The following is a 16,456-nucleotide window of genomic DNA, read 5'->3' as shown; positions in this document are numbered from 1 at the left end:
AAGTTTAAAAAAAAGGGATAAACTATAAATAGCTTATCCCTTTTAATTTATTTTGAATAAATTATCATCTTATTATTCTTCTTCATTAGATGATTTTTCTTCTTTTTTAGCAGCTTCTTCTTTTGCTGGTTTTTCAGCAGCAGTAGTTTCAGCTACGTTAGATTTTTTTGATCTTCTACTACGACGAGTAGATTTCTTCTTAGTTTCTCCAGCGTTGTATAATTCGTTGAAATCTACTAACTCGATCATTGCCATTTCTGCATTATCACCTAAACGATTACCTAATTTGATAATTCTAGTGTAACCTCCTGGACGATCACCCACTTTTGGAGCTACTTCTCTAAACAATTCACCAACCGCATACTTGCTTCTTAATTTTGAAAAAACCAATCTTCTGTTGTGCGTAGTGTCTTCTTTAGACTTTGTTACTAAAGGCTCAACAAATTGCTTTAAAGCTTTTGCTTTTGCCAACGTAGTGTTGATTCTTTTGTGCTCGATTAAAGAACCTGCCATATTCGCAAGCATTGCCTTCCTGTGAGCTGTTTTTCTACCTAAGTGGTTTACTTTTTTTCCGTGTCTCATGACGTTTTCATTTAATCACCATCTTGCTTCCAAATCCCGTAATTACGAGAGAGCAAAATATGATGTATTAATCTTTATCTAATTTATATTTTGATAAATCCATTCCGAAATTCAAACCTTTAACGTTTACTAATTCTTCTAGCTCTGTTAAAGATTTTTTACCGAAGTTACGGAACTTCATTAAATCGTTTTTGTTGTATGATACTAAGTCACCTAAAGTATCTACTTCTGCTGCTTTTAAACAGTTTAATGCTCTTACCGAAAGATCTAAATCTACTAACTTGGTCTTTAGTAACTGACGCATATGTAATGACTCTTCGTCATACGTTTCTGTTTGTGCAATTTCATCCGCTTCTAGCGTGATTCTCTCATCAGAGAATAACATAAAGTGGTGAATTAGGATTTTTGCAGCTTCTGTTAATGCTTCTTGTGGATGAATAGAACCATCGGTAATGATTTCGAAAACTAATTTTTCGTAATCTGTTTTTTGCTCTACACGATAGTTTTCTATGCTATACTTTACATTCTTTATTGGGGTATAAATAGAGTCTGTAAAAATAGTTCCTAAAGGAGCATTTCCTTTTTTGTTTTCTTCTGCAGGAACATAACCTCTTCCTTTGTCTATCGTTAATTCGATATTAAGGTTAACATTCTTTTCCATGTTACAAATCACTAAATCTGGATTTAAAACTTGGAAACCTGAAATGAACTTTTGGAAATCTCCAGCAGTCAACTGCTCTTTACCAGAAACTTGTACGGTTACGGTTTCGTTATCGATGTCTTCGATTTGTTGTTTGAAACGAACTTGTTTTAGATTTAGGATAATCTCAGTAACGTCTTCTACAACACCAGAAATGGTTGAAAACTCGTGGTCGATACCTTCGATACGTACAGATGTAATGGCAAAACCTTCAAGCGATGATAACAGTACTCTTCTTAATGCGTTACCAACAGTTAGTCCGTAACCTGGTTCTAAGGGTCTGAATTCAAATTTACCTTCAAACTCAGTAGAGTCTATTAAGATAACTTTATCGGGCTTTTGAAAATTTAATATGGCCATATTATGATTTCTGTTAATTAAAATTATTTTGAATATAATTCGACAATAAACTGCTCGTTGATGTTCTCAGGAATTTGGATTCTAGAAGGAAGTGCAACATAAGTACCTTCTTTCTTTTCGCTGTTCCAAGAAATCCACTCGTAAACTGTCGATGAATTCTCTAAAGAATCTTGAATAGCAGTCAATGATTTTGATTTTTCTCTTACACCAACAACATCACCTGCTTTTAACTGATATGATGGAATGTTTACTAACTCACCATTAACAGTAATATGTCTGTGAGAAACCAATTGTCTTGCACCGCTTCTAGAAGGAGAAATTCCCATTCTGTAAACAACGTTATCTAGACGTGACTCACAAAGTTGTAACAACACCTCACCCGTAATTCCTGGTGCACTGGTTGCTTTCTTAAACATGTTTCTAAACTGACGCTCTAATATACCGTAAGTATATTTTGCTTTTTGCTTTTCCATTAACTGGATAGCGTATTCAGATTTTTTACCACGGCGTCTGTTGTTACCGTGCTGACCTGGAGGGTAGTTTCTTTTCTCGAAAGATTTGTCTTCTCCGTAAATAGCTTCACCAAACTTACGAGCTATTTTAGTTTTTGGACCTGTATATCTTGCCATTCTAATTGAATTATTAAGGGTGATTATGAATTAAGGCTAAAATTTATCCTTCGATAATCGTTTTTCCCTTAGTTATAAATATTTATAATTATACTCTACGTCTTTTTGGAGGTCTACATCCGTTGTGTGGAATTGGAGTAACATCGATAATTTCAGTTACTTCTACACCACCATTGTGAATGGATCTGATAGCAGATTCTCTACCGTTTCCAGGACCTTTTACAAAAACTTTTACTTTTCTCAAACCTGCTTCGTGCGCAACTTTTGTTGCATCTTCTGCAGCTAATTGAGCAGCATAAGGAGTGTTTTTCTTGCTTCCTCTAAAGCCCATTTTCCCGGCAGATGACCAAGAAATAACGTCTCCTTTTTTATTGGTTAATGATACAATAATGTTATTGAAAGAAGCATTGATATGAGCTTCTCCAATAGACTCTACATTAACTTTACGCTTTTTTGTAGTTGTTTTTGATGATTTTGCTGTTTTCGCCATACTTTTAGCTTTTAGTTGTCAGTTATAGTTGTTAGAATCCTAAACATTTCTATTTCAAGCAGATTCGTCTAACTTCTAAATACTAATGACTAACGTGTCAAAAATTATTATTTAGTTGCTTTTTTCTTGTTTGCAACTGTTTTTCTCTTACCTTTTCTCGTTCTAGAGTTATTCTTCGTACGTTGACCTCTTAATGGCAAACCAACTCTGTGTCTGATACCTCTGTAACAACCAATATCCATCAAACGCTTGATGTTTAATTGTGTTTCAGAACGTAGTTCACCTTCGATAGTGAATTTACCAACTTGTTCACGAATGTTTCCAATTTCGTCATCGTTCCAATCAGAAACTTTCTTGCTCTCATCTACATTGGCATTCTTAAGAATTTCTTGAGCTCTGCTCTTGCCAATTCCGAAAATGTAGGTTAATGCAATAACCCCTCTTTTTTGTTTTGGTATATCAACCCCTGCTATTCTTGCCATAATTAGCCTTGTCTTTGTTTGAATCTAGGATTCTTTTTGTTAATTACATAAAGTCTGCCTTTACGACGTACAATTTTGCACTCGGCGCTTCTCTTCTTTATCGATGCTCTTACTTTCATCTTATTTATTTTTACGGATAGTTTTACTATCTATATTTAATTTTCTAATTTTCAGGTTGCAAAAGTAATAAAAAAATTACAAATAGCATTATTTTTAATAACGATATGTAATTCTTGCTTTTGATAAGTCATACGGACTCATCTCTAGTTTTACTTTATCGCCTGGTAATAACTTGATATAATGCATACGCATTTTTCCAGAAATATGTGCTGTGACAATGTGACCATTTTCTAATTCTACTCTAAACATTGCATTAGATAATGCTTCTACAATTGTTCCGTCTTGTTCTATTGCTGGTTGTTTTGCCATACTTATGCTACTGCTTTTCTATTTTTACCTGTTTTCATCAATCCGTCGTAATGTCTATTTAATAAATAGCTATTTACTTGTTGAATTGTATCTATCGCTACACCTACCATAATAAGTAGTGAAGTTCCTCCAAAGAATAACGCAAACCCTTGTTGTACACCTATTGAAACAATAATTGCAGGAAAAATCGCAATTAATGCTAAGAAAATAGATCCCGGTAAGGTGATTTGAGACATAATTCTGTCTAAATATTCTGCGGTTTCTGTTCCTGGTCTTATTCCTGGAATAAAACCTCCGTTACGCTTTAAATCGTCTGCCATTTTGTTGGTTGGTACTGTGATCGCTGTATAGAAATATGTAAATACAATAATTAATAAAGCGAATACTAAATTATACCAAAAGCCAAACATATCGTTAAAGGTTGTTGTAATGCTTTGTGCGGTTTCAGATTCTGATAATCCAGCCACAGCTGCAGGAATAAACATAATCGCTTGTGCAAAAATGATTGGCATTACCCCAGAAGCGTTTAACTTTAAAGGAATAAATTGTCTTGCCCCACCAAAAATATTTTTCTCGTAACCTCCTGTAGCATTTCTTCTTGCATACTGTACTGGTATTTTTCTTACTGCCATGACCAACATCACCGAAGCAAGAATAATAATAAACCAAATAGCAAGCTCAATTAAGATCATAATTAAACCACCGTTTGAAGTCATTCTTGATGATACTTCTTGTACAAATGATTGTGGTAAAGTAGCAATAATACCAACCATAATTAATAACGAGATACCGTTACCAATTCCTTTATCGGTAATTCTCTCTCCTAGCCACATGGCAAAAATACAACCCGTGGTAAGTAGGATTACAGAAGAAACCACAAACGTAGTTGAGTTTTCTAACAAAAACGCACCTTCAGGTAAGGTTGCATACAAGTTATATATATAACCTGGACCTTGTACTAACGTAATAGCAATGGTTAACCATCTTGTGATTTGGTTGATTCTTCTTCTACCGCTTTCTCCTTCTTTCTGTAGTTTTTGCAGATAAGGAATTGCAATTCCCATTAATTGCACTACAATAGAAGCAGAGATATAAGGCATAATTCCTAAAGCAAAAACAGAAGCATTAGAAAACGCTCCTCCTGTAAAGGAATTTAAAAGACCTAATAAACCGCCATCGGTTTGGTTGGCGAGGTTTGCTAGTTGAGATACATCGATACCTGGCAGAGGAACTTGTGTACCAAAACGGTAAACAAGTAAAAGCCCAAGAGTAACTAATATTCTATTCTTGAGCTCTTCAATCTTCCAGATATTTTTTATTGTTTCAATAAATTTCATCTTAATTGATTGGTTTTTTTTAAAGAGTAATTACTTCTCCGCCAGCTTTTTCAATCGCTTCTTGCGCAGATTTGGTAAATTTATGAGCAGAAACTTTAAGTTTTGCTTTTAACTCACCTCTACCTAAAATCTTTACAAGTTCGTTTTTGGTAGCCAATCTGTTTTCGATATAAGAAGTCATATCTACTGTATCTTTGATTTTACCATCATCAACCATTTGTTGTAAAACATCTAAGTTTACACCTTGATATTCTACTCTGTTGATGTTTTTAAAACCAAATTTTGGCACTCTTCTTTGTAGCGGCATCTGACCACCTTCAAAACCAATCTTTTTAGAATAACCAGAACGAGACTTAGCCCCTTTGTGACCTCTGGTAGCTGTTCCGCCTTTACCAGAACCTTCACCACGACCAACTCGCTTTCCGTTTGATTTAACTGAACCTTCTGCAGGTTGTAAGTTATTTAATTCCATAGTTTTTATCATTAAGCTTCTTCTACAGAAACTAAGTGTTTTACTTTATTTACCATTCCAAGTATATTTGGAGAATCTTCGTGCTCTACTGTTTGTCCCATTTTTCTTAATCCTAAAGCTTCTAAGGTTTGCTTTTGGTTTTTGGTACGATTAATAGCACTTTTTACTTTTGTTACTTTGATCTTTCCCATCCCTAAAATTATTATCCGTTAAAAACTTTATCTAAAGAAATACCACGTTGCTTCGCTACCGTTTCTGCACTTCTCAGTTGTAATAAAGCATCAAAAGTAGCTTTTACCACGTTGTGAGGGTTTGAAGAACCTTGGTTTTTTGATAATACATCGTGTACACCAACAGCTTCTAATACCGCACGGATTGCTCCACCTGCGATAACTCCGGTACCCGTTGCAGCTGGTAATAACAACACTCTAGCTCCACCGTACTTTCCTTTTTGCTCGTGTGGCAAAGTACCTTTATGTAAAGGGATACGAACTAAATTCTTCTTAGCATCTTCAACCGCTTTAGAGATTGCTTCTGCTACTTCTTTAGATTTTCCTAAACCGTGTCCTACAACACCATTTTCGTCACCTACAACAACGATAGCCGAAAATCCGAAAGCTCTACCTCCTTTGGTTACTTTAGTAACACGTTGAACTCCTACTAAACGGTCTTTTAAATCTAATCCGCTTGGTTTAACAAGCTCTACATTTTTATAATCTTGATACATATCTTTTTAGAATTTTAGTCCTGCTTCGCGTGCACCTTCTGCCAATGATTTAACTCTTCCGTGGTATAAATAACCTCCTCTATCAAATGTGATGGTTTCTACACCTGCGTCTTTTGCTTTTTCAGCAATTAATTTTCCTACTGCTTGAGAAACCTCAGATTTAGTTCCTTTTGCATCTATTTGCTTATCTCTAGAAGAAGCTGCTGCAATAGTTTTACCATTTACATCATCTATAATTTGAGCATAAATTTCTTTATTACTTCTAAAAACAGACAATCTAGGTTTTTGTGCAGTACCTACAATACTCTGACGTATTCTTCTTCTGATTTTATTTCTTCTATTTTCTTTTGAAAATGCCATAACTAAACTTGTTTATTAAGCTGATTTACCAGCTTTTCTTCTGATTTGTTCTCCTACAAACTTAATACCTTTTCCTTTGTAAGGCTCTGGCTTACGGAATGATCTTATCTTAGCAGCAACTTGACCTACTAACTGTTTGTCATGTGAAGTTAGCTTGATGATTGGGTTCTTTCCTTTTTCAGAAACCGTTTCTACTTTTACTTCTGGTGCTAAATCGATAACGATGTTGTGTGAAAAACCAACTGCTATATCTAATTTTTGACCTTGGTTTGAAGCTCTATAACCAACCCCTACCAACTCTAATTCTTTCGTAAATCCTTGAGAAACTCCTTCAACCATATTTTGAATCAAGGCTCTATACAAACCGTGTTTTGCTCTATGGTCTTTATGATCTGAACCTCTTTCAAGGATTACTTCGTTTTCTTCTAGTTTGATATCAACATCAGAAAAATTCTGTGTTAACTCTCCTAATTTTCCTTTTACCGTTACAACTCCGTCTTCTATCTTTACATCAACTCCTTCTGGGATTGAAACTGGGCTTTTTCCTATTCTTGACATAACTTAATACCTTTTATAAGATTAGTAAACGTAACAAAGAATTTCTCCTCCTACATTTTCGCGTTTAGCTTGCTTACCTGTCATTACTCCGTGAGAAGTAGAAACGATAGCAACTCCTAAACCATTTAAAATTCTTGGTAGCTCTTTAGCTCCAGCATATTGTCTTAAACCTGGCGTACTAATTCTCTGTAATTTTTTAATTACAGGTTCTTTTGTTTCTTTATCATACTTTAAAGCTATCTTGATTTTGCCTTGTGTAGCATCGTCTTCAAATTTGTAGCTTAAAATATAACCTTGATCAAACAAGATTTTTGTGATCTGCTTTTTAAGATTAGACGCTGGTATCTCAACAACTCTGTGGTTTGCTGCGACCGCATTCCTAATTCTTGTCAAATAATCTGCAATAGGATCTGTATTCATTTATTTAAATTTACGATTGTGGTTTTTAGTTTTATACCTAAACCTTCAACCTGTTAATATTCTTTTACCAACTTGCTTTTGTAACTCCTGGAATTAGGCCTTGGTTAGCCATCTCTCTAAACATTACACGAGAGATTCCAAAAGTTCTCATATAGCCTCTAGGTCTTCCAGTTAACTTACAACGGTTATGTAATCTTACCGGAGAAGCGTTTTTTGGTAATTTTTGTAATGCTTCGTAATCACCAGCTTCTTTTAAAGCTTTTCTTTTTTCAGCATACTTTTCTACCAATTTTTCCCTTTTTACCTCACGGGCTTTCATTGATTCTTTTGCCATAATTAGTTCTTTTTAAATGGTAATCCTAATTCACTTAATAATGATTTGGCTTCTTTATCGGTATTGGCTGTGGTCACAAAAGTGATGTCCATACCTGATACTTTGTTTACCTTATCGATATTAATCTCAGGAAAAATAATTTGTTCTGTAATACCTAAGTTATAGTTTCCTCTACCATCAAAACCAGTTGCTTTGATACCGTTAAAGTCTCTTACTCGTGGTAATGAAGCAGTGATAAGACGATCTAAAAACTCGTACATTTTATCACCTCTCAAAGTAACTTTAGCCCCGATTGGCATTCCTTTTCTTAATTTGAAAGATGCAACATCTTTTTTAGATATTGTTGAAATTGCTTTTTGACCAGAGATAGCTGTTAATTCGTCAACCGCATAGTCAATAAGTTTTTTATCAGCAACAGCTGCACCTACTCCTCTACTTAAAACAATCTTAGAAAGTTTAGGAACTTCCATCACATTGTTATAACTAAATTCTTTTGTAAGCGCATCGATAACGCGCTCTTTATACTCTTGTTTAAGTCTTGGTACGTAACTCATAACCTTCTTAAATTACTTCGTTAGATTTTTTTGAAAATCTCACTTTTTTATCCCCTTCTATTCTATAACCTACTCTTGTAGTGTTTCCGTCTTTATCTAACAAAGATAAATTTGAAATATGAATTGGAGCTTCTACTTCTTTAATACCTCCTTGCGGATTTGTAGCACTTGGCTTTTGGTGTTTAGAAACTAAATTTACTCCTTCTACAATGGCTTTGTTCTTATCAATAAATACTTTTTGTACTTTTCCTTCTTTGCCTTTGTGTTCTCCGGCAATTACTCGTACGGTATCTCCTGATTTTATTTTAATCTTTGTCATTGTTTGTGTATTAAAGCACTTCTGGTGCTAATGAAACAATCTTTAAAAATTGCTTATCACGTAATTCTCTCGCTACAGGACCAAAAACACGAGTTCCTCTCATTTCTCCTGCAGGGTTTAACAATACGCAAGCATTATCATCAAAACGAATGTAAGATCCGTCTGGTCTTCTTACTTCTTTTTTGGTACGAACTACAACTGCTGTAGAAACCGCTCCTTTTTTAATGTTTCCATTAGGAGTTGCTTCTTTTACACTTACAACAATTTTGTCACCAACAGAAGCATAACGTCTTTTAGTTCCCCCCAACACTCTAATGGCTAAAACTTCTTTAGCTCCGGTGTTGTCTGCTACCCTTAATCTTGATTCTTGTTGTACCATAATTATTTAGCTCTTTCAATGATTTCTACTAATCTCCAACATTTAGATTTACTTAAAGGTCTAGTTTCCATGATTCTTACAGTATCTCCTTCGTTGCAGTCATTTTTTTCGTCGTGTGCTACGTATTTTTTCGTTTTCAAAACGAATTTTCCATACATAGGGTGTTTTACTTTTTTAACCTCAGAAACCACGATAGATTTCTGCATTTTGTTACTGGTTACAACACCGATACGCTCTTTTCTTAAATTTCTTTTTTCCATCTTACTCAGCAGAATTATTTAATTCTCTATTGGTGATTTCTGTTTCCATACGCGCGATACTTCTTCTTAAACCCCTAATTTGAGATGGGTTTTCGATAGGAGTAATGGTGTGCGCCATTTTCAAGTCTCTGTAAGATTGCTTAGAGGAAACTATTTTCTCTTGCAATTCTTCAGTTGATAATTCTTTTATTTCTGATTGTTTCATAATTCAAAAATTATTCTTGATAGTCTCTAGCAACTACAAATTTTGTTCTTACTGGTAATTTTTGAGCAGCTAACCTCAAGGCTTCTTTAGCGACATCGTGTGGTACACCACCGATTTCGAAAAGCATTCTTCCTGGTTTTACAACGGCTGCCCAATACTCTACGTTACCCTTACCTTTACCCATACGAACCTCAAGAGGCTTTTTAGTAATTGGCTTGTCTGGGAAAATTTTAATCCATATAGATCCTTCCCTTTTCATATAACGTGTTGCGGCAATACGAGCTGCTTCTATTTGTCGAGCAGTCACAAAATTAGAATCTAAAGACTTGATTCCGAAAGTACCGTTTGAAAGTCTGTGACCTCTTCCGGCTACACCTTTCATACGTCCTTTTTGTTGCTTGCGATATTTTGTTCTTTTAGGCTGTAACATTTCTTACTTTTTAAAAAATTTACTTTCTTCTACGTTGTTTACCTCTACCTCCAGAAGCCGCTTTATTAGCACCTGATTGTTTTTTTGATAAACCTACCAAAGGAGAAAGTTCTCTTTTTCCATAAACTTCACCTTTCATTATCCAAACTTTTACTCCCAATCTACCATAGGTAGTGTGAGATTCAACTAGAGCATAATCAATATCTGCTCTAAATGTAGATAATGGAATTCTTCCGTCTTTGTATGCTTCAGATCTTGCCATTTCCGCTCCGTTTAAACGACCAGAAATTTGAACTTTGATACCTTCAGCATTCATACGCATTGCAGCAGCAATAGCCATTTTGATAGCACGACGGTAAGAAATTCTGTTTTCGATTTGTCTTGCTATACTTGCAGCAACTAAATGCGCGTCAAGTTCCGGTCTTTTGATTTCAAAAATATTAACCTGAACTTCTTTTCCTGTAATTTTCTTAAGTTCTTCTTTTAACTTGTCTACCTCTTGACCGCCTTTTCCGATAATAATACCAGGTCTAGCCGTAGTGATAGTAACGGTTACAAGTTTTAAAGTTCTTTCGATAATTACACGAGATACACTAGCTTTAGAAAGACGAGCATGGATATACTTTCTGATTTTGTCATCTTCAGCTAATTTATCTCCATAGTCGTTCCCACCGTACCAGTTAGATTCCCATCCTCTAATGATACCAAGTCTGTTCCCTATTGGATTTGTTTTTTGTCCCATACTATATCTTAGCTTTGTGTATTATTTTTAGCATCTAAAATCAACGTAACGTGATTAGATCTCTTTCTTATTCTATGTGCTCTTCCTTGTGGAGCAGGACGAAGTCTTTTTAACATACTTCCTCCGTCTACACGAATTTCTTTAATAAATAAGTCTGCATCTTCGATAGTAGCATCTTCGTTTTTTGCTTGCCAGTTGGCAATCGCAGATAACAATAGCTTTTCTAATCTTATTGATGCTTCTTTATTACTAAATTTTAATATTTGAAGTGCTTTTTCTACACCTTCACCTCTTACTAAATCTGCAACCAATCGCATTTTACGAGGCGAAGTTGGGCAGTTATTTAGTTTTGCAAATGCCAACTGCTTATTAGCTTCTTTTATTTGCTCTGCTCTTTCTCTTTTACGAACTCCCATAGCTTCAATTATTTTTTACCTTTATTTTTTGCACCTGCGTGACCTCTAAAAGAACGCGTTGGTGAAAATTCTCCTAATTTGTGACCTACCATATTCTCTGTTACATAAACCGGCACAAATTGTTTTCCGTTATGAACTCCTATAGTTTGCCCAACGAAATCTGGAGTAATCATAGAAGCTCTTGACCAAGTTTTGATAACCGACTTCTTTCCTGACTCTACATTTTGAGCAACTTTCTTTTCTAATTTATAGTGAACGTAAGGTCCTTTTTTTAATGATCTTGCCATAACTTATTATTTCTTTCTACGTTCGATGATGTATTTATTACTTGATTTGGTCTTAGAACGAGTTCTATACCCTTTTGCAGGCAATCCTTTTCTTGATCTCGGATGACCTCCAGAAGCACGACCTTCACCACCACCCATTGGGTGATCTACTGGGTTCATTACCACCGCTCTAGTTCTTGGTCTTCTACCCAACCATCTACTTCTACCTGCTTTACCAGAGACTAACAACTGGTGATCACTGTTAGAAACAGCACCGATAGTTGCCATACAATCTGCTAAAACCATGCGAGTTTCTCCCGATGGTAGTTTAATGGTTGCATACTTACCTTCTCTCGCCATTAACTGAGCAAAAGCACCTGCACTTCTCGCCATTACCGCTCCTTGACCAGGACGTAACTCAATACAAGAAATAATTGTACCTAAAGGTATCTCGCTTAAAGGCATTGCATTACCAATTTCTGTAGCAATATTGCTACCAGAAACAACATTTTGATTTACTTGCAATCCGTTTGGAGCAATAATGTATCGCTTCTCACCATCTTGGTAATTTAACAAAGCGATAAATGCTGTTCTGTTTGGATCGTACTCGATAGAAGCAACTGTTGCAGGAACTCCCGCTTTGTCTCTTTTAAAATCGACGATACGATACTTTTTCTTATGACCCCCACCAATATAGCGCATGGTCATTTTTCCTTGACTGTTTCTACCACCAGACCTTTTGTTCGGAGCTAATAAACTTTTCTCCGGCTTATCAGTAGTAATGGCGTCAAAACCATTTACTACTCTAAAACGCTGCCCTGGTGTGATTGGCTTTAATTTTTTTACTGACATTTTTTAAATCTCTTAAAGATTAGCATATAAATCTATTGTATCACCCTCAGCCACCTGTACAATTGCTTTTTTGAAAGCACTTGTTTTACCAGTTACGATACCTGTTTTAGTGTATCGAGTTTTTCTATCGGGACGTACATTTATTGTGCGAACTTTCAAAACAGAAACGCCATAAGCAGACTCAATTGCTTGCTTGATTTCAATCTTGTTCGCCTTATTATTTACTACAAAAGCGAAACGGTTGTTTAACTCGCTATCGTTTGTAGCTTTTTCTGTAATAATAGGTTTTATTAAGATACTCATAACGTTCTTATTTAATCAAATTCGACTCAATTCCTTCTAATGAACCTTCTAAAAGAACCAAATTATTAGCATTTAAAATATCGTAAGTGCTTAATTCTGTATGGTTTACAACTTTAGAAGTCTTCAAATTACGAGATGACAAATATAGGTTTTTATTTGACTCTCCCAACACTATCAGTGATTTTTTATTTTCGATACCTAAACCTTTCAATACATCGATAAGATTTTTTGTTTTTGGCGTATCAAAATTAAAATCTTCCACCACTAATAATTCATTGTTTTTAGCTTTTTGGCTTAACACCGATTTACGCGCTAAGCGCTTAAGGTTTTTATTCAGTTTAAAACCATAGTTTCTTGGTCTTGGACCGAACATACGACCACCACCTTTAAAAACTCCAGATTTTATACTTCCAGCTCTAGCTGTACCTGTACCTTTTTGCTTCTTAATTTTTCTGGTAGAACCCGTAATCTCTGCTCTTTCTTTAGCTTTGTGAGTACCTTGACGTTGATTTGCCAAGAATTGCTTTACATCTAAATAAATAGCATGGTTGTTTGGCTCGATTCCGAAAATATCGTCAGAAAGAGTTACCTCTTTGCTTGTCTTCTTTCCTTTTATATCTAAAACTGCTACTTTCATTACTTTTCAATTGTTACGTAAGCATTTTTGTGACCAGGAACACAACCTTTTAATACTAAAAGATTTTTTTCTGGTACTACCTTCAATACTCTTAAGTTTTCAACTTTTACTCTCTCGTTACCCATTTGTCCCGCCATTCTCATTCCTTTGAAAACTCTTGCAGGATAAGATGCCGCACCAATAGAACCTGGAGCTCTTAAACGGTTATGCTGACCGTGAGTCGCTTGCCCCACACCACCAAAACCGTGTCTTTTTACAACACCTTGGAAACCTTTACCTTTTGAAGTACCAGCTACATCTACAAACTCTCCTTCAACAAAATGCTCTACAGTGATCTCGTCACCTAATTTAAACTCACCTTCAAATCCTTTGAATTCGACAACTTTACGCTTCGCTGAAGTACCCGCTTTTTTAAAGTGACCTTGAGTCGCTTTTGTAGTACTTTTCTCTGCCTTGTCATCGAAACCAAGTTGAAGCGCTTCATACCCGTCAACCTCTGTGGTTCTGACTTGGGTAACAACACATGGACCAGCTTGAATTACTGTACAAGGAATGTTTTTCCCGTTTTCATCAAAAACGCTAGTCATGCCGATTTTTTTTCCTATTAACCCAGACATAAAAATTTAATTATTAATTACTATTTTATTTATTATTTAAAAAACTTCAGGATTGAAAACACGTTCAATCCTGAATGTATTTTCTTCCGTTTTTCCCTCGCCCGCAGCTCAGGACATGTAACTGAAACCAAAGTTCAGTATTCAAATCATCAGACTTTGATCTCTACTTCAACTCCACTCGGCAATTCAAGTTTCATTAAAGCATCAATCGTTTTTGATGATGAGCTATAAATATCTAAAAGTCTTTTGTAAGAACTTAATTGAAATTGCTCTCTTGATTTCTTGTTCACGTGCGGCGAACGCAATACTGTGAAAATTTTCTTGTGTGTTGGCAATGGAATTGGACCCGTTACCGCAGCACCTGTTGTTTTTACAGTTTTTACAATCTTTTCAGCTGATTTATCAACTAAGTTATGATCGTAAGACTTTAATTTTATTCTAATTTTTTGACTCATTTTCTTAGCTTTTAATCGTTACCACCTTTTGCTTCTTTAATCACTTCTTCCGAAATATTCGATGGAGTTTCTGCATAGTGAGAAAATTCCATTGTAGAGGTTGCTCTACCAGAAGATAATGTACGTAAAGCCGTTACATACCCAAACATTTCTGATAACGGAACGTGAGCCTTGATTACTTTAGAACCTGCTCTATCGCTCATATTGTTCACTTGGCCACGACGACGGTTTAAGTCACCAACGATATCACCCATACTTTCTTCCGGAGTTAATACTTCCAACTTCATAATTGGCTCCATAATTACAGCTTTTGCAGCCTTTGCCGCAGCCTTGAAACCTAATTTCGCAGCAAGCTCGAACGATAATTGATCAGAATCTACATCGTGGTAAGAACCATCTGTCAAGGTTACTTTCATAGCATCTACTTCGTAACCTGCCAAAGGACCGTTAATCATTGCCATTTTAAATCCTTTTTCGATTGAAGGGATAAATTCCTTAGGAACGTTACCACCTTTAATCTCAGAAATAAACTCTAAACCTGACTTGCCTTCTTCTGCAGGCTCAAGCGTAAATACGATATCAGCAAATTTACCACGACCACCCGATTGTTTTTTGTAAACCTCTCTGTGATCTGCTTTTCTGGTAATTGCTTCTTTATATTCAACTCTAGGTTGACCTTGATTTACTTCTACTTTAAACTCTCTTCGTAAACGATCGATAATAATATCTAAATGAAGCTCACCCATTCCTGAGATGATCGTCTGACCTGAAGCCTCATCTGTCTTAGCTGTAAAAGTTGGATCTTCTTCTGCTAATTTAGCTAAAGCCATACCCATTTTATCTACATCTGCTTTTGTTTTTGGCTCAACAGCGATACCAATTACCGGATCTGGGAAATCCATAGACTCTAAAACGATTGGCGCTTTTTCGTCTGATAAAGTATCACCCGTTTTAATATCTTTAAACCCTACAGCAGCTCCAATATCTCCAGCCTCAATATATTCTATTGCATTTTGTTTGTTAGAGTGCATTTGGTAAATTCTAGAAATTCTTTCTTTTTTACCAGACCTATTGTTCAACACGTATGATCCTGCATCTAATCTTCCTGAATATGCTCTAAAGAATGCCAAACGACCTACGAAAGGATCGGTAGCAATTTTGAATGCTAAAGCTGAAAAAGGCGCAGTTACATCTGGCTTTCTTTTTTCTTCAGCACCTGTATCTGGATTAGTTCCCACAATAGCTTCTTTGTCTACCGGTGAAGGCAAATAACGACAAACCGCATCTAATAAAAACTGAACTCCTTTATTTTTGAATGAAGAACCACAAACCATAGGAATGATAGCTCTATCCATAACCGCCGCTCTTAAAGCCGCGTGTACTTCTTCTTCTGTAATAGAGTCTTCGTCTTCGAAGAACTTCTCCATCAAATTCTCATCATACTCTGCAACTTCTTCGATAAGTTTTGCACGGTACTCACGCACTTCTTCTTGCATATCTGCAGGAATATCTACTACGTCGAAAGTAGAACCAAAGTTATCGTCGTGCCATACAATCGCTCTATTTTTTGCTAAATCTACGATTCCTCTAAAATCAGCCTCAGAACCAATTGGCAAAACGATAGGCACTGCATTAGAACCTAACATTTCTTTTACTTGGTTACAAACCGCTAAGAAGTTAGAACCTTGACGGTCCATTTTATTAACGAAACCAATTCTTGGAACACCGTAGTTATCTGCAAGTCTCCAGTTAGTTTCTGATTGTGGCTCAACACCATCTACAGCACTAAACAAGAACACTAAACCATCTAATACTCTCAACGAGCGGTTCACCTCTACGGTAAAATCAACGTGACCAGGAGTATCGATGATGTTAAAGTGATAATCTTTAGTTTCTGGAAGCGGTTGCGCGTTTTCCATTGGGAACTTCCATGTACAAGTGGTTGCAGCAGAAGTAATAGTAATACCTCTTTCTTGCTCTTGCTCCATCCAGTCCATTGTTGCAGCTCCGTCGTGAACCTCTCCTATTTTGTGAGAAACACCAGTATAGAACAAAATACGTTCGGTAGTAGTTGTTTTACCCGCATCAATATGCGCTGCAATACCAATATTTCTTGTAAATTTTAAATCTCTTTGTGCCAT

The 16,456-nt window shown here is 35.8% G+C and carries 30 protein-coding genes; all 30 read right to left on the bottom strand.

The genetic code is table 11. The features are described 5' to 3' along the window. Positions 1-72: 72 nt before the first annotated feature. The 30 genes from rplQ to fusA all read right to left on the bottom strand — a co-directional run bounded on the left by rplQ (position 73) and on the right by fusA (position 16,456). Complete coding sequence (rplQ, locus tag DNG35_RS08275) at positions 73-582, bottom strand: 50S ribosomal protein L17 (protein WP_111127790.1); 510 nt, start codon at positions 580-582, stop codon at positions 73-75. A 67-nt stretch (positions 583-649) separates the two neighbouring features. Further along, positions 650-1,642 (bottom strand): DNA-directed RNA polymerase subunit alpha, encoded by a 993-nt coding sequence (locus DNG35_RS08270; protein WP_111127788.1) that lies wholly within the window; start codon positions 1,640-1,642, stop codon positions 650-652. Positions 1,643-1,665: 23 nt separating this feature from the next. Beyond that, a complete protein-coding gene (gene rpsD, locus DNG35_RS08265) occupies positions 1,666-2,271 on the bottom strand; it encodes a 30S ribosomal protein S4 (protein ID WP_111127785.1) in 606 nt (201 codons plus the stop codon). 88 nt (positions 2,272-2,359) lie between these two features. Further along, a complete protein-coding gene (rpsK, locus tag DNG35_RS08260) occupies positions 2,360-2,761 on the bottom strand; it encodes a 30S ribosomal protein S11 (protein WP_111127781.1) in 402 nt (133 codons plus the stop codon). Between the two features lie 107 nt (positions 2,762-2,868). Then, positions 2,869-3,243, bottom strand: a complete 375-nt coding sequence (rpsM, locus tag DNG35_RS08255) for a 30S ribosomal protein S13 (protein WP_111127778.1) — start codon at positions 3,241-3,243, stop codon at positions 2,869-2,871. A gap of 2 nt (positions 3,244-3,245) precedes the next feature. After that, positions 3,246-3,362 (bottom strand): type B 50S ribosomal protein L36, encoded by a 117-nt coding sequence (gene ykgO, locus DNG35_RS08250; RefSeq protein WP_013621733.1) that lies wholly within the window; start codon positions 3,360-3,362, stop codon positions 3,246-3,248. Between the two features lie 94 nt (positions 3,363-3,456). Beyond that, positions 3,457-3,672, bottom strand: coding sequence for a translation initiation factor IF-1 (gene infA, locus DNG35_RS08245; protein WP_111127775.1), 216 nt, complete (start codon positions 3,670-3,672; stop codon positions 3,457-3,459). 2 nt (positions 3,673-3,674) lie between these two features. After that, positions 3,675-5,009: a preprotein translocase subunit SecY gene (gene secY, locus DNG35_RS08240; protein WP_111127772.1), complete on the bottom strand. Its 1,335-nt coding sequence runs from the start codon at positions 5,007-5,009 to the stop codon at positions 3,675-3,677. 19 nt (positions 5,010-5,028) lie between these two features. Beyond that, on the bottom strand, positions 5,029-5,481 hold the full coding sequence (rplO, locus tag DNG35_RS08235) for a 50S ribosomal protein L15 (protein WP_111127990.1): 453 nt from the start codon (positions 5,479-5,481) through the stop codon (positions 5,029-5,031). 11 nt (positions 5,482-5,492) lie between these two features. Next, on the bottom strand, positions 5,493-5,672 hold the full coding sequence (gene rpmD, locus DNG35_RS08230; RefSeq protein WP_111127769.1) for a 50S ribosomal protein L30: 180 nt from the start codon (positions 5,670-5,672) through the stop codon (positions 5,493-5,495). A gap of 11 nt (positions 5,673-5,683) precedes the next feature. Further along, entirely contained in the window at positions 5,684-6,208 is a 525-nt protein-coding gene (gene rpsE / locus DNG35_RS08225) for a 30S ribosomal protein S5 (RefSeq protein ID WP_111127767.1), read from the bottom strand. A 6-nt stretch (positions 6,209-6,214) separates the two neighbouring features. Further along, the gene (gene rplR / locus DNG35_RS08220; RefSeq protein WP_111127764.1) at positions 6,215-6,568 is read right to left on the bottom strand and encodes a 50S ribosomal protein L18; all 354 of its coding nucleotides are present in this window, start codon (positions 6,566-6,568) and stop codon (positions 6,215-6,217) included. 15 nt (positions 6,569-6,583) lie between these two features. Beyond that, positions 6,584-7,126 carry a 50S ribosomal protein L6 gene (rplF, locus tag DNG35_RS08215; RefSeq protein ID WP_111127758.1) on the bottom strand — a complete coding sequence of 181 codons (543 nt, stop codon included), beginning with the start codon at positions 7,124-7,126 and terminating at the stop codon, positions 6,584-6,586. A gap of 21 nt (positions 7,127-7,147) precedes the next feature. Next, positions 7,148-7,546: a 30S ribosomal protein S8 gene (gene rpsH / locus DNG35_RS08210; RefSeq protein ID WP_111127756.1), complete on the bottom strand. Its 399-nt coding sequence runs from the start codon at positions 7,544-7,546 to the stop codon at positions 7,148-7,150. Positions 7,547-7,610: 64 nt separating this feature from the next. Continuing rightward, complete coding sequence (gene rpsN, locus DNG35_RS08205) at positions 7,611-7,880, bottom strand: 30S ribosomal protein S14 (RefSeq protein ID WP_111127752.1); 270 nt, start codon at positions 7,878-7,880, stop codon at positions 7,611-7,613. Positions 7,881-7,882: 2 nt separating this feature from the next. After that, positions 7,883-8,434 (bottom strand): 50S ribosomal protein L5, encoded by a 552-nt coding sequence (rplE, locus tag DNG35_RS08200; protein ID WP_111127747.1) that lies wholly within the window; start codon positions 8,432-8,434, stop codon positions 7,883-7,885. Between the two features lie 7 nt (positions 8,435-8,441). Next, positions 8,442-8,753 (bottom strand): 50S ribosomal protein L24, encoded by a 312-nt coding sequence (rplX, locus tag DNG35_RS08195; protein ID WP_111127744.1) that lies wholly within the window; start codon positions 8,751-8,753, stop codon positions 8,442-8,444. Positions 8,754-8,763: 10 nt separating this feature from the next. Next, on the bottom strand, positions 8,764-9,132 hold the full coding sequence (rplN, locus tag DNG35_RS08190) for a 50S ribosomal protein L14 (protein WP_111127741.1): 369 nt from the start codon (positions 9,130-9,132) through the stop codon (positions 8,764-8,766). A gap of 2 nt (positions 9,133-9,134) precedes the next feature. Continuing rightward, the gene (rpsQ, locus tag DNG35_RS08185; protein ID WP_111127738.1) at positions 9,135-9,392 is read right to left on the bottom strand and encodes a 30S ribosomal protein S17; all 258 of its coding nucleotides are present in this window, start codon (positions 9,390-9,392) and stop codon (positions 9,135-9,137) included. A gap of 1 nt (position 9,393) precedes the next feature. Then, positions 9,394-9,597 carry a 50S ribosomal protein L29 gene (gene rpmC, locus DNG35_RS08180; RefSeq protein WP_111127734.1) on the bottom strand — a complete coding sequence of 68 codons (204 nt, stop codon included), beginning with the start codon at positions 9,595-9,597 and terminating at the stop codon, positions 9,394-9,396. 10 nt (positions 9,598-9,607) lie between these two features. Beyond that, entirely contained in the window at positions 9,608-10,027 is a 420-nt protein-coding gene (gene rplP / locus DNG35_RS08175) for a 50S ribosomal protein L16 (RefSeq protein ID WP_111127729.1), read from the bottom strand. Between the two features lie 19 nt (positions 10,028-10,046). Beyond that, positions 10,047-10,769, bottom strand: a complete 723-nt coding sequence (gene rpsC, locus DNG35_RS08170) for a 30S ribosomal protein S3 (RefSeq protein WP_111127725.1) — start codon at positions 10,767-10,769, stop codon at positions 10,047-10,049. A gap of 8 nt (positions 10,770-10,777) precedes the next feature. Next, positions 10,778-11,185, bottom strand: a complete 408-nt coding sequence (rplV, locus tag DNG35_RS08165; protein WP_111127720.1) for a 50S ribosomal protein L22 — start codon at positions 11,183-11,185, stop codon at positions 10,778-10,780. An 8-nt stretch (positions 11,186-11,193) separates the two neighbouring features. Continuing rightward, positions 11,194-11,472 (bottom strand): 30S ribosomal protein S19, encoded by a 279-nt coding sequence (rpsS, locus tag DNG35_RS08160; RefSeq protein WP_111127716.1) that lies wholly within the window; start codon positions 11,470-11,472, stop codon positions 11,194-11,196. Between the two features lie 6 nt (positions 11,473-11,478). Beyond that, positions 11,479-12,303, bottom strand: a complete 825-nt coding sequence (rplB, locus tag DNG35_RS08155) for a 50S ribosomal protein L2 (protein ID WP_111127711.1) — start codon at positions 12,301-12,303, stop codon at positions 11,479-11,481. 12 nt (positions 12,304-12,315) lie between these two features. Continuing rightward, positions 12,316-12,606, bottom strand: a complete 291-nt coding sequence (rplW, locus tag DNG35_RS08150) for a 50S ribosomal protein L23 (protein WP_111127708.1) — start codon at positions 12,604-12,606, stop codon at positions 12,316-12,318. 7 nt (positions 12,607-12,613) lie between these two features. Next, positions 12,614-13,243 carry a 50S ribosomal protein L4 gene (gene rplD / locus DNG35_RS08145; protein WP_111127705.1) on the bottom strand — a complete coding sequence of 210 codons (630 nt, stop codon included), beginning with the start codon at positions 13,241-13,243 and terminating at the stop codon, positions 12,614-12,616. Further along, the gene (gene rplC, locus DNG35_RS08140) at positions 13,243-13,860 is read right to left on the bottom strand and encodes a 50S ribosomal protein L3 (RefSeq protein WP_111127702.1); all 618 of its coding nucleotides are present in this window, start codon (positions 13,858-13,860) and stop codon (positions 13,243-13,245) included. The genes rplD and rplC overlap by 1 nt, the downstream gene beginning before the upstream one ends. A 149-nt stretch (positions 13,861-14,009) precedes the next feature. Beyond that, positions 14,010-14,315 (bottom strand): 30S ribosomal protein S10, encoded by a 306-nt coding sequence (rpsJ, locus tag DNG35_RS08135; protein WP_111127700.1) that lies wholly within the window; start codon positions 14,313-14,315, stop codon positions 14,010-14,012. Between the two features lie 11 nt (positions 14,316-14,326). Then, complete coding sequence (gene fusA, locus DNG35_RS08130) at positions 14,327-16,456, bottom strand: elongation factor G (RefSeq protein WP_111127698.1); 2,130 nt, start codon at positions 16,454-16,456, stop codon at positions 14,327-14,329.

The organism is Mesonia sp. K7 (genome assembly GCF_003233725.1).
In the GTDB taxonomy this organism is placed as follows: domain Bacteria; phylum Bacteroidota; class Bacteroidia; order Flavobacteriales; family Flavobacteriaceae; genus Mesonia.
The sequence above is the reverse complement of the archived record's forward strand: the minus strand, read 5'-3'. Positions and strand labels throughout refer to the sequence as shown.